Origin of the sequence: Epilithonimonas zeae (assembly GCF_900141765.1) — a bacterium.
Taxonomy (GTDB): Bacteria; Bacteroidota; Bacteroidia; order Flavobacteriales; family Weeksellaceae; genus Epilithonimonas; species Epilithonimonas zeae.
On sequence record NZ_FSRK01000003.1, the window covers coordinates 367,977 to 381,008 of the forward strand.

Below are 13,032 nucleotides of genomic sequence, written 5' to 3' on the forward strand. Positions count from 1 at the left end.
TGTTTACAGAGGATTGGTTTCTGCAGTTATCTCTTCTTTTTTTCGTTTTGATTTTATAATACCATTGATAACAATTGCTGTAATCATCACCAAAGAAGCAATATAAAAAATGGGACTCATATGCTCTGAAGCTCCAAAGATAAAAAAAGCCAGAATAATCCCATAAACAGGTTCAAGATTTACAGTCAGAATCAATGTGAAAGGTGAAATAAACTTCATCAGCTTTACACTTTCGAACATTGGATAAGCCGTAAAAACAGATGCCAACAATACTATTAACGCAATATCGGTATAACTTATTTCACTGAAAGAAGAAATTTGTCCTGTGAAAATAAAAAACAGACTAATGACCAACCATCCGCCGGCAATCTCGTAGAAAATAATATTTCCGGAACTGGTTTTGCCAAAAATTTTACCGTTGAAAACCGAAAAAATAGTTCCGAAAAGCGCACAAAGGATTCCGTAAAATATGCCTTCTTTGTATTTCAATTCCGCATTAAAAATCAGAGAAATACAAATCACAATGATGATTCCTATAATAACCTCGATCCAATCTGGTTTTCTTTTAAAAACCAAAGGCTCGATCAAAGCTGCAAATAGCGTTGATAATGATAAGCAGGAAAGCGCGATTGATACATTGGAAACTTTAATTGACTGAAAAAAGAACAGCCAGTGAAAAGCCATAACACTTCCTATTCCAACCAATTTTAGCAACAAGCCTTTTGTAACTTTAATGCTTTCTTTTTTGACAATACGTAGATATAAGTAAAGAAAAACAGCAGCGAATGACATTCTGTAAAAAACCAAAAGTGGCGCATCAGTAGAAATCAATTTTCCTAAAATAGCTGTGAAGCCCCATAAAAAGACGATAAAATGTAACCTCAGCAGATAAGAATTCTTCATTAGGAATATTGATTTTCAATTTGCAAAATTAGGATAAATTTCTTGTTTTGAAGTCAATAACCTATGATGTCTCAACGAAAAAATCCGTACAAAAATTCATACGGATCTCTAATAAGAAAACTTATTAAAATAAACATAAACTAACTAAAAATTTATTTCATTTACCTCTCAAACGGAAAATCCAGAGATATATTACAAAAAGGAATATTAAATTTAAAGTAATAACAATTAATAAACTCTTTCGTTTTGCCATCAATCAAAAAATTTTATCTTTAGACCCAAAGAAAACCCTATGGATTTAGAATTCAATAAAAGAGAAGATATCAACAAGCTGAAACTTTCTGACACCAAGAAAATTTTGTCCAAAATCAAATTAGGAGGCGGCGAAAAAGCGCTTCAAAAACAACGCGATCAAGGAAAAATGACAGTGAGAGAACGTTTGGAGTATCTTTTTGATAAGAATTCTGACACCATAGAAATCGGTGCATTTGCAGGTTACGAGATGTATGAGAAAGAAGGTGGATGTCCTGCTGGCGGTGTGGTTGTAAAAATTGGATACATTGCCGGTAAACAGTGTATTGTTGTTGCCAATGATGCGACTGTAAAAGCTGGGGCTTGGTTCCCAATTACAGGAAAGAAAAATCTTAGAGCTCAGGAAATTGCGATGGAAAACCGTTTGCCAATTATTTATTTGGTAGATTCTGCAGGTGTTTATTTGCCAATGCAGGATGAAATTTTTCCAGATAAAGAGATGTTTGGCAGAATTTTCAGAAATAATGCTAAAATGAGTTCTGCAGGGATTATTCAGATTTCTGCGATTATGGGAAGCTGTGTTGCTGGTGGCGCTTATCTCCCGATAATGAGTGATGAAGCGATGATTGTTGACAAAACGGGAAGTATCTTTCTGGCAGGAAGTTATCTTGTTAAAGCGGCAATTGGCGAATCGATTGACAATGAAGCTTTGGGAGGTGCAACAATGCACAGCTCAATTTCTGGCGTCGTAGATTATAAAGCCAAGGATGATAAAGATGCTTTGGATCGCATTAAAAATATAATGAAGTCAATCGGAGATTTTGAAAAAGCAGGCTTTGACAGAACCGAAAGTTTTCCTCCAAAAGAAAATCCGGACAATATTTTTGGAATAATGCCAGCTGTGAGATCTGAGCAATATGACACTTTTGAAATCATTAAATGTCTCGTTGACAATTCCGAATACGAAGAATACAAACCAGATTACGGTAAAAGCATTATTTGTGCAACTGCCAGAATCGATGGCTGGAGCGTAGGTATTGTTGCCAATCAAAGAAAACTCGTAAAAAGCGGAAAAGGCGAAATGCAATTTGGAGGCGTGATCTATTCTGATTCTGCTGATAAAGCAACGCGTTTTATTGCTAACTGTAATCAGAGAAAAATTCCGTTGGTATTTCTTCAGGATGTTACAGGCTTTATGGTTGGATCAAAATCTGAACAAGGCGGTATTATAAAAGACGGTGCAAAAATGGTCAATGCGGTTTCTAATTCTGTGGTTCCGAAATTCACTGTGATTACCGGAAATTCTTATGGCGCAGGAAATTACGCGATGTGTGGAAAAGCTTATGACCCAAGATTGATTGTGGCTTGGCCGTGGGCAGAATTAGCCGTGATGGGAGGTTCGCAGGCAGGAAATGTTTTATTACAAATCCAGGAATCTTCGCTTAAAAAACAAGGAAAGGAAATTTCGGAAGATGAAAGGAAAGAGATTCTTGACAAAATTCTGAAAGATTACAACAAACAAATCCAGCCAACTTACGCTGCAGCAAGGCTTTGGACAGATGCAATTATCAACCCTCTTGATACCAGAAAATGGATCAGTATGGGAATAGAAGCGGCTAATCATTCTCCAATTACAGAAAAATTTAATCTAGGTGTGATTCAAGTATAAAATTTATTTTATCTTTGCAAGACACACTTATAAAGATGAAAAATTTATTTATTCCGATTGCCGGTTTCCTGGCAATCACCAACTTGTATGGACAATGCGCCATCACACCAAGTAAAATACCAACCCCAAACGAAATCACAACCATTACAGTTAATGCCGATGCACAATGTGATGAGTGCTATTCCTGGAAATCGTCCAACGAACAAGTTGTAAAGATTGAAGGCAACAACAAACTGAAAAGTGTAAATCTGGCAGGAAAAAGTTTTGGAAAAAGTACAATTTCTGTTTCTATCTTAACAGATAAAGGCGTTGTGCTATGCGAAAAAAACATTGACATTGTTGACCCAAAACAAAATCTTCTTGAGAACAGTTGTGGTATCAATATCGATGATTTCAAAGATGTGAAGGTGAGCGAATCTATTATTTCGTTCTTTCCAAATGCCAATTCCGGAGATTATGTTTACAAATGGACTGTAACTTATGCCAATGGTGAAGCCAGTGAATCCACAGAAAAGATTCCGCAATTCACATACTCGGAAAGTAATTACATCAATTCTGTAAAACTTAAAATTAGCAACAAAGTTCTTTTGTGCTCTATTACATTGTCGAAAAAATTTGATGCTAACTATTGGAAAGCTTCCAAAAACATCGTGGAGCAGAAAGTATATTCTCCAATCAGTTACAGCGATTATGTGAAACCGACAGACAAATCTAAAATATCACATTAAGTCTTAAAAACTTAAATAAACTGAAGAAACTTCCAGCAATGGAAGTTTTTTTTATTCTTAATTTCAAATAAATTTTAATAAAATTAAAATATTTTTTAACTTTATTAAAATTATTATTACATTTGTAAAACAAAATTAAACTAAATGAAACTTCCCATTATATGTCCAAGTTGTGATCACACTCTGAATGTAAGTCAGATGAAATGTCCTTCTTGCGCAACACAAGTCAATGGCGATTACGAACTTCCCACGCTTTTGAAACTGAGCAGGGATGATCAGGACTTCATTCTCAACTTTTTTCTTTCCAGCGGAAGCATCAAAGAAATGGCAAAACAAGCCGAACTTTCTTATCCCACAATGAGAAATAAAATGGATGACCTCATCGAAAAAGTCAAAAAACTTCAAAACTAAAACCATGACTTGGAAAACTATATTCAATCCGTTTGAAAAATACGATGAGAAAACATTGTTCATTGTTGGAATTGCATTCCTGATTCTTCTGATTCCTATCGGTTATTGGACCAATGCTTATTTTACCAGCATCTACAGAATCTCATATTTGGAGGAAAGCGACCTGTATGGCATTATTGTTCCCACGCTTATCAGCTTTGTTTCAACCATTATTGTACTGTATCTTTTAGGAATTATTCTATACCGAAAAACCAGAATTATTGACATCGTTAATACAGTTTTGATTTCACAAATTCCTATTATCCTGCTACTATCAACAGAAAAAATACATTATATAAAAAACGTTGGCGACAGAGTAAGAATTTATCAGGAGAATCCTTCCATTGCTTTTCCTTTCTTGGATTTTGTAATATTGATGCTCGTGATTTTTATTACATTGGGAAGTTTGATTTACAGCTTCGTTCTTTTCTATAATGGATTCAAAACCGCTACTAATATTAAGAAATGGCAGCACATTACACTCTTTTGTGTGGTTACATTTCTGACCGTTGTCATTTGCCAGATATTCAATAACTAAATACTAATTTTTTATGAAAACCAAACTTTTATTGGTGCTGATTTTATTAGCACAGACTTTTTACGCCCAAGATTTAACAGGTTCCTGGAGAGGTGAAATCGATTTAGGAACGATGAAACTCCCTCTGATTGTTGAAATCAGAAAAGAAAACAACGCTTACATTTCTACTGCAAGAAGTCCAAAACAAGGAGACAAAATTATCCAGGTTGATAAAACTGAATTCAGTAATAATGAATTGATTTTTGAAATGAATGAGCTGAAGGCGTCTTACAAAGGTCAATACAAAACTGACCATTTTGAAGGAACATTCGAACAAAACTCAAGATCGTTCCCATTAAGTTTTTACAGAAATGACGGCACCGATAAATCAAGTCCAAAAGATGAAAAGATCAAAGACATCGGCAACAGAGAAATCAATACTAAGAAAATTGATGAATTCTTAAACTACTTAACGGCGAACAAACAGTCTGTTGGAAGTATTTCGATTTTCAGGAAAGGGAAAGAAATCTACCAAAGAAACTTTGGGCAAGACCAATTACCTAATGTAAAATGGAATCCCAACACGCAATATCAGGTTGGATCTATCAGCAAATTGTTTACCGCTGTAATGCTGATGCAACAGGTAGAAAAAGGAAAACTGAACATCAATGACAAGCTGTCCAAATATTACCCTGAAATCCCAAATGCAGACAAAATCACCATCGAAAAACTGATGAATCACACCAGCGGTCTTGGAGATTATGTTGGAGAACATTACCAATGGATTTTCAAAAAATCAGTCGGAGACAGAGCAATTCTTGATACGATCAAAGCACAAGGCGTAGAGTTTGAGCCAGGAGAAAAAACGAGATATTCCAATTCCGGTTATTATCTGTTGAGCAGAATTTTGGAAAAAGTTGCCAAGAAGCCTTATAATGTTCTTCTGAAAGAAAATATCACCAGCAAAGCCAATATGCAGAATACTTTCTCGGTTCTTGATAATCCGAAAAACGTTTTCAAGTCTTTTGAAAATAAAGACGGAAATTGGGTAGAAATTGAGGATTTCGATTTTCATAACTGTATCGGTTTGGGCGATATTGTTTCTACGGCTTATGACCTCAATCTTTTTATTAATGACTTGTTCGATAATAAGTTCGTTAAAAAAGAAACGCTGGAAAAGATGCTGCCAAAGCCAAGTTCAGATCTAAAATTCGGATTAGGAATAATGCCTGTTCCGTTTTATAATCAGGTTTCTTTTGGACACGGAGGTGATACAGCCGGAAGCCACTCCATCACATCTTATAATACGAAAGAAGATTATTCGGTTTCTATGGTTATTAATGGAGAAGAATTTCCACATAACAATCTTGCTATCGGCATCCTGAGCTTGATTTATGATTTAGATTATGAATATCCTAAATTCGGATCTGAAGCTAAAGCTTCTAAAGCATCTGAGAAATTCCAAAAATATATTGGCGATTATACTTCACCTGATATTGCTATGGATTTGAAAATCTATTCGGAAGGTGATCAATTATTTGCCCAAGGAAAAGGACAATCTGCATTTCCATTAGAACTTGTGGATGAAAATCAATTCAAATTTGCGCCTGCAAAAATTGAGGTGGTTTTCTTTCCGAATCGGTTACAATTAATTCAAAACGGAAAAACTTACAACTACACCAAAAAGTAATTCATAAAAACATGCGCAGAAGTTGATCAATTGTTGCGCACCCATCGCTTCGTCTCTGCGCAGAGATGACTCTACCGATACGCAACTTTATTATAAAAAACGAGGCTTTTCCTTAATAGGATCGGCCTCGTTTAATAAAAACACAATTATGATAAACTTTATTTCTTGATAATTTTTGTCGTTTCTGTTTTTCCTTCCACAACGGCCTTCAAAAAATAAATGCCTGAAGATAATTTGCTCAAATTAATAACATTTGTATCATTAATTTCCTGGAGCAATTGCCCTGTAACACTATAAACCGAAATGTGATTTACCTTTCTATCAGATGAAACGGTTAAAGCCTCATCAACCGGGTTCGGATAATATTGGATAGCAATTTTATCCACATCAGAAACGCCTAATTGTCCGATATTCAAAGAATAATCTTCGACCTGACCGTAATAAGAATCTCCACAAGGCGTTGTATTTGGATTGGAGATTGCTCCGTAAAGTCTGACTCTCATCTTGGTTCTTCCAACTTTTATGGTTGTAGGGATTGTTATGGTTCCACTCCAAGGTGATTTTTTAAAACTACTTGTCAACACTTTTTCACCAACATCATCGAAATCACCATCTTGATTAAGATCTATCCAAACAAGAACCTGATCATAATCCGAGGATCCGGTAGATGACGACGCCGTAAAACTATAACTTTTGCCTGGCGTAACATTTCCAACAACGTTAGAGAAATCTTCGTAACCCGCATTGGATGTAGAACTATTGTTGATATCTGCAAAATTCACATTAGAAATTTTCTCAGAAAACAAATAAGTTGATGCTGCAGAACAATAGTTAAATGAACCTGTAAAGAATGTTTTCTGTGCATATTCTCCCGTAGTCCCGTTACATACAGCAGCCACATTCACATCATAGGATTTGTTGATTTCCAGTTGGGATAATTCGTAATGATTGGTAGTTAAGCTATTAATTATTATCCAATTAATGTCGGAAGATTTTTTGTATCTCAAGGTATAAGTAGCTCCTGAAACCAAATCCCAATCTATGTTTGCAGTGGTTTGGGTAATATTGCCAGCTGACAAATTGTTTGGTGCAGAACCATTACAAGCAGTAACACTGGATACAGCTACAGTTCCGAGAGCATAAAAAACATTATCAACTGCAGAAACTCTTACTATAATATCCTGATTGGCAGAAACTGTTGAAAAGTCTAAGGATTCTGAGCCGTCATTTGGTGTTGAAGCTGTTAAAGTAATCCAAGTGGAACCCTGATCAGATGAATAATCAATTTTTACATTTGAAACATTGTAGGGTGCAAGGTTGGTATTTACAACATCCCAAGTAATCAGGCTGGAAACGTTGTTATAAACTTTTGTAGTTGTCATTTTAAAAGGTCCGTCATTTCCAATCGTAATTGTCTGAGAGCTATTTGCGGTCTGTTGTTGCGTTACATTCGGATTATTATCTCTTACCAGAACTTTGAAGTTCATTATTCTGGCAACATTAGAAACCGATTCCCAATCTGCAGCACTAGATAGACTCCCTCCAATAACTGTGTTGAGCTTTGGAAAATATCTGTAAGGTAAGTTCGAAGGTGGCAAAGAACGGAATTTGACACCATTGGTATTATTGTCCATCACTGTCGTAACAGGACTAGTCGCCAGATCATACTCTTCCCAACTGTAAGTCAATGGATTATTTTCTGAATCTGTGGCGTTGGCTGTTAATACAAAAGCAGTCCCCTTCGGAATAGTTTTGTTTTGTAAATCCGATATAACTGGTGGATTATTATCAACATTTGTACTTATTCCACAACTTTGAGTATCCATATAAGCCTGAACCTGTTCCACACTTCTCACATGAAAATAGGAATCTGAATAGCTTTGTACATTATCAAAAATCGAGATGTTTGCATATCCCATAATTGTTGAGCCGGATCCTGGTTCCATATGAGCCGTTTGATTTGGCGCAGCCTGAATATCAAAAGAATAAGTGTGATCCGCACCAAACTGATGCCCCATCTCATGAGCCACTAAATCGATATCGAAACGTTCACCCTCTGGACCACCTGATTTTGGCGTACTGAAGGCTGCTCCTTTTGCCTCATCATCAGTATTACTGGAAGGATTTTTGCAAACATTTCCAACAGATCCAGCAGATCCTGAACCTCCGGCTCTTCCAAACAAATGACCAATGTCATAAGCATCATTCCCAATAACCGACGTCAAAGTTTGTTGTAATTCCAGGTTCCAGGCGCCACCAATTCCTATATTTGCATTGGAGTAAGGATCAGTTGACGGATTAGTGTAAATCAACTGAGGAAAATCCTGCACATCCAGATGAATGGCAAAATCTTTTTCGAAGACACCATTCACTCTTGTTATTGTAGCATTAATAGCAGCAAAAGCTTGTGGGACACCACCAAAATACTGTGTATATTCTCCAATTACAGAAATTGCCAATCGGTAAGTTCTGTATTTTTTATCACCTGCTTTGCTGAAATCTGTTAATGAATTTGAGAAATTCGAGCCTTTCGTTAACTGATTGATTTGATTTCTACTAATTGTGGATTCAGTAGTAGAACAGGAAAATGCGACCTCTCCGTTTTGTTTTTCGGTTTTTGGGAAAACGCCGTAAACTGTTTTTTCTGTATTTAATGGTTCAATAAATTCATACTTTCCATCTCTGAACATCATCGATTGTAAATCATAAGGCGACACACTGAATCTCACCCAGACAGTAGGATCGCCTACTTTTACACCAACATAAGAACCCAATTGATAACGATCTGCCAGAGATTTTTCTACAACAGGTAAACTGTAAACTTCAAATTGTTCAATCTTTCCTTCTAATGTTGGTAGATTGATAATAATCGGTTTGTTATTTTTTCCTGTTGGTTGTGCTGAGGTCAACTTTGTCCTGATAGAATTAAGATCAAGAGAATAGAAATTGGTAGCTTTTGTTTCTTTTGATTTGGTTCCCTTCATTATTGTAGGATTCCATTGAGCAAAAGACCAAATTACCCCGCTACAAACAAAAAGAACAGTGAATATTTTCTTCATAAATATATTTAATGAAATTATTATAAATAACTAATAAGAAAACGAGGCCTTTCCCGATAAGATCAACCTCGTATTGAATTAATAATTATGATGAATTAGATTTACTTTTTAATCAACTTTGTCATTTCAGTTTTACCTTCTACAACTGTTTTCACAAAGTAAATTCCGGAAGATAGTTTCGTAAGATTAATGACATTAGAATTATTGATTTCCTGAATCAATTGTCCGCCAACATTGTAAACCGAAATTTGATTCACTTTTTTGTCTGATGAAACTGTCAGAACATCATTCACAGGATTTGGATAAACCTGAATTTTCGATTTGTTAGCCACATCATTCACCGCCATTGTCTCGATTGAAAATTCATCCGCTCCAATATCTGGCGTTGTTGTGCTTCTTGCAGCTCCGTCAAAGTCAGTTGTCACATCTGCTAGAACAACCCCTTTGTTATCGATTGGAGAGTTCTCCGCATTAAGCGCAATGTGAAGATCAGAATCAGAAACGAATTTCGGAAGAGCTTTCAGAGAATTATCATTTCCTCCTAAGATACTTTTCATACCAGCAATATCTGTATATGCAGGCGGCCCGCCTGGCGTTTGACCTAATGCCGGACCAGAACTGTAGGCAATATTATTATCGATATTAGAATAAATCGAAGCAACAGGTGGTGTTGACATTGCGAAAGCAGGAATTGTAGTATCCGCCAGATTAACAGCGAAAATATTATTTCTAAGATCAATTGCACCAGCGCCAGAAACGCCAGAAGTCACACTGAAAGCGATTGGGACACCTTTATTAGTTCCGTCATTCTGAGTTTCGGTCAAGTAAACAGAGTTATTATAAACTTTGTAGCCGGTTCCTGCATTAATTAAGATGCCTCCAGTATAATTTGCTGATGAAGTATTAGCCGCAAAACTAGAGATTTTTGAAATGAAATTGTTACTTACTAATGTGTTTGATACAGTTCCTGCAGACAAGATAATTGCCTCTGCTCCATAACCTACCGTAGTTGCCGTTCTTAAACCTGTCAGGTTTTTGATTTCATTTTGACTTATAACCGTACCAACCGTGGAACCTCCCAAGCTAATTCCCACAACAGAACTGTTGAATCCATTACTGGACATATTGGAAATTTTGTTTCTGAGAATCTTGTTTGCCGTAGGTACACCACCAGCTCCTGCATTGTTAAAAATTTGGATTCCTGTTGCACTTCCTCCTCCTGCATTATTTACAGTGATGTTATCAATGATATTATCAGAAACGGTAGAGTTCATTGTAGAAACTGCCAGCCAAATTCCTCTTTTTCCTTCGTTGGATGTATTTTCGAAGTTTCCGATTTTATTTTCAGAAACAACCACGCCATCTGTACCACCTAGATAAATTCCCATATATCGGTTACAATTCTCTCCGCTTGTTGAAAGATCATTTTTTGTAATCACAGAGCCAGAGCCATTTCCAACCGCAGAAACTGCAATCATATAAATCCCTTGATAAGATTTTTGAATGGAATTATTTTCTAATCTGATATTATTGAAATAGCCTGCCGTCTGCGCACCAGCTGTATTACTTACAATAATTCCGCTTCCCGTCGTTTTTGCACCGTTAATGATTGTTGTATTTTTTACCGTCACATTATTCAATGGATTGGCAGCATCAGAAGATCCCATTCCAATCACAACAGATCCAGTTGCAAAACCATTAACAATACTAAGATCTCTGGAGTCTGAACCATTATTACTTCCGTCGATTGTCACATTACTACCTAATATTCTCAGAACCGGACCAGCCGTTGTTGAGTTGGTAATTGTAGCAGTAATTCCTGTCGCAGGTTTTAATGAAACAGAAGTAAAGTTTGAAGTTGTTCCCGTGCTTCTATTCAGAACTGCTGTTGCAGTTTCAGATGTGTTTGCTGTAAGCGTGATGTTGATTGTACCTTGATGTGTTCCGGCATTGATAGCATCAAAAGCGCCTTTCACTGTGGTATAAGTAGCAGTTTCAGTTCCGGAAGTTGCAATCACATCTACTTGTGCCATTGCTACAGTTCCTATAAAACTGGATAAAAAAAGTATAGTTTTTTTCATATAGATTTCTTGAATTTCGGTTAAATTTTGGCAAAAAAAATCCCAGCTATCGATAAAAGATAGTTTTACAATAGCCGAGAAGATTTTAGATTATTTGAAAGAAATTTGATTATTTCTTGATGACTTTAGAAGTCTCTGTTTTTCCTTCTACATCAGTTTTAATAACATAAACGCCAGCAGATAGATTGTTCATATTAACCGTGTTGGCGTTCTGAACTGTTTTTACCAATTGTCCAGCAGTATTGTAAACTGAAATCGAATTCACTTTTTTGTTTGATGAAACTGTCAATACATCTTTAACCGGATTTGGATACAACTGAACTCTGTTGAAAGAAGTTTCTCCTGTTGCTAATGCTTCCGTAACTTTTAATGTGTAATCTTCAACTTGTCCATAATTATAGTTGCCGCAAGCGCCGGTTGGCCAGAACATTGCAAAAGTCGAAGGCGAATTAACTTTTAGAAGTCTCAATCTTGTATTTCCAACCACTGCATCTTCAGGAACTTTAATTGTTAATTCAGCAAATTGATCATCCATCCCTGTGCTTCCTTTTACAAAACCGATTCTATAGATTTCGTTTGCATTATCAAGTGTTCCATTCTGATTCCAATCAATAAAGGCAGTAAAAGTGCTTACTTTCCAAGATCCAGCTGTATTTCCTTTCACTGTGATTTTATATTCTTTACCTCTTTCAAGATTTCCAACTTTAGAAAGGAAATTTTCGTAAGAACTGCTGGCATTAGGATCAGATGCATTGGTAATATCCGCAAAAGTTACAGATGTAATCGGTTCAGATGTAGTTGCTGAAACCAAGCAATAAGACGAAGTACTTGGGTTGTTTGGCAATACTCTTATTTTTGTACTTCCTTTCAAACCTTCTCCCGACCAGTCATTGTAGCTCAATACCCAGTTACCTTCTACAGGCTGAAGTGGAACCATTCCTGCAGGCGCAAAAAGTCTGGAATTAGAATTGAAATCAATACTCAATTCCCCATTCTCATCTGCATACATTTCTTCATCCTTATTCAATTCCCAACCACCAGAAGCAGGATCACCCACATTAATTTTTACCTGACCGTAAGGAACCAAATTTTTCACTTTTACTTTTGATCCCGAAACAAAATCTCCCATTCTGAATTCTGCAGGAGCAGCTTCACCAGTAATCACATGTTTAGGATCTTTGATAACCGTATAATTTCCAGAAGCCGTTTTTCCGGAAGCATCTTCAACATTAAGAGTATAATATCCTAATGGTGACACATTAGTCCAACCATTGAACTGGAAAGTCACGTTTCCACTCGCATCTGTTGTAGAAGATAAACTTCTTAAACCACCTTGCGGATCAACCGATGTAAATTTGATTGCAGAATTGGCTGCAAAACCACTTCCGGTCACTTGGATACCGTAAGCCCAATACCAATATTCATATATACTATTTGCTGCCGTAGGATTACCTGGTACTTCTGTATTAATTGATATCGTTTGTGCAGATAACATCCCCGATAAAAATAAAGAAGCAAAAAAAGCGTTTTTCAATTTCATATCATTCAAATTTAAATTATGGATCAAATGTAGTTGTGAAATTGAACAAAAGGAAATGTTTACTGTTTAGAATCGTAGAATTTACAAGAATTAAGACAATGTTTTAGGAACACAAAACACTGAAAAACAAACAATTAAAATAA

At 36.1% G+C, this 13,032-nt stretch carries 9 protein-coding genes; 5 read left to right on the top strand and 4 right to left on the bottom strand.

All coding sequences use genetic code 11. The features are described from left to right. Positions 1–3: 3 nt before the first annotated feature. Positions 4–903, bottom strand: a complete 900-nt coding sequence (locus tag BUR19_RS17930) for a DMT family transporter (RefSeq protein ID WP_074236887.1) — start codon at positions 901–903, stop codon at positions 4–6. A gap of 292 nt (positions 904–1,195) precedes the next feature. Here BUR19_RS17930 and BUR19_RS17935 point away from each other — a divergent pair, with 292 nt between their 5' ends. From BUR19_RS17935 to BUR19_RS17955, 5 genes are all read left to right on the top strand, one after another. After that, positions 1,196–2,824 carry an acyl-CoA carboxylase subunit beta gene (locus BUR19_RS17935; RefSeq protein WP_074236888.1) on the top strand — a complete coding sequence of 543 codons (1,629 nt, stop codon included), beginning with the start codon at positions 1,196–1,198 and terminating at the stop codon, positions 2,822–2,824. A gap of 35 nt (positions 2,825–2,859) precedes the next feature. After that, positions 2,860–3,552 carry a hypothetical protein gene (locus BUR19_RS17940; RefSeq protein WP_074236889.1) on the top strand — a complete coding sequence of 231 codons (693 nt, stop codon included), beginning with the start codon at positions 2,860–2,862 and terminating at the stop codon, positions 3,550–3,552. Between the two features lie 144 nt (positions 3,553–3,696). Continuing rightward, positions 3,697–3,963, top strand: a complete 267-nt coding sequence (locus tag BUR19_RS17945; RefSeq protein WP_074236890.1) for a DUF2089 family protein — start codon at positions 3,697–3,699, stop codon at positions 3,961–3,963. A gap of 4 nt (positions 3,964–3,967) precedes the next feature. Continuing rightward, a complete protein-coding gene (locus BUR19_RS17950) occupies positions 3,968–4,540 on the top strand; it encodes a hypothetical protein (protein ID WP_139297424.1) in 573 nt (190 codons plus the stop codon). 13 nt (positions 4,541–4,553) lie between these two features. After that, positions 4,554–6,209, top strand: a complete 1,656-nt coding sequence (locus BUR19_RS17955; protein ID WP_083600821.1) for a serine hydrolase domain-containing protein — start codon at positions 4,554–4,556, stop codon at positions 6,207–6,209. A 158-nt stretch (positions 6,210–6,367) separates the two neighbouring features. Here BUR19_RS17955 and BUR19_RS17960 read toward each other — a convergent pair whose 3' ends face one another. The 3 genes from BUR19_RS17960 to BUR19_RS17970 form a co-directional block, all read right to left on the bottom strand. Then, the gene (locus BUR19_RS17960) at positions 6,368–9,268 is read right to left on the bottom strand and encodes a reprolysin-like metallopeptidase (RefSeq protein ID WP_074236892.1); all 2,901 of its coding nucleotides are present in this window, start codon (positions 9,266–9,268) and stop codon (positions 6,368–6,370) included. A 101-nt stretch (positions 9,269–9,369) separates the two neighbouring features. Next, complete coding sequence (locus tag BUR19_RS17965; protein ID WP_074236893.1) at positions 9,370–11,349, bottom strand: T9SS type A sorting domain-containing protein; 1,980 nt, start codon at positions 11,347–11,349, stop codon at positions 9,370–9,372. A gap of 109 nt (positions 11,350–11,458) precedes the next feature. Then, entirely contained in the window at positions 11,459–12,889 is a 1,431-nt protein-coding gene (locus BUR19_RS17970) for a GEVED domain-containing protein (protein WP_074236894.1), read from the bottom strand. Between the last annotated feature and the right edge of the window lie 143 nt (positions 12,890–13,032).

Bases quoted from the DNA above. Each gene is read 5' to 3' on its own strand.
- BUR19_RS17935 (WP_074236888.1), top strand. From the start codon at position 1,196: ATGGATTTAGAATTCAATAAAAGAGAAGATATCAACAAGCTGAAACTT.
- BUR19_RS17965 (WP_074236893.1), bottom strand. From the start codon at position 11,349: ATGAAAAAAACTATACTTTTTTTATCCAGTTTTATAGGAACTGTAGCA.
- BUR19_RS17950 (WP_139297424.1), top strand. From the start codon at position 3,968: ATGACTTGGAAAACTATATTCAATCCGTTTGAAAAATACGATGAGAAA.
- BUR19_RS17970 (WP_074236894.1), bottom strand. From the start codon at position 12,889: ATGAAATTGAAAAACGCTTTTTTTGCTTCTTTATTTTTATCGGGGATG.
- BUR19_RS17955 (WP_083600821.1), top strand. From the start codon at position 4,554: ATGAAAACCAAACTTTTATTGGTGCTGATTTTATTAGCACAGACTTTT.
- BUR19_RS17940 (WP_074236889.1), top strand. From the start codon at position 2,860: ATGAAAAATTTATTTATTCCGATTGCCGGTTTCCTGGCAATCACCAAC.
- BUR19_RS17960 (WP_074236892.1), bottom strand. From the start codon at position 9,268: ATGAAGAAAATATTCACTGTTCTTTTTGTTTGTAGCGGGGTAATTTGG.
- BUR19_RS17945 (WP_074236890.1), top strand. From the start codon at position 3,697: ATGAAACTTCCCATTATATGTCCAAGTTGTGATCACACTCTGAATGTA.
- BUR19_RS17930 (WP_074236887.1), bottom strand. From the start codon at position 903: ATGAAGAATTCTTATCTGCTGAGGTTACATTTTATCGTCTTTTTATGG.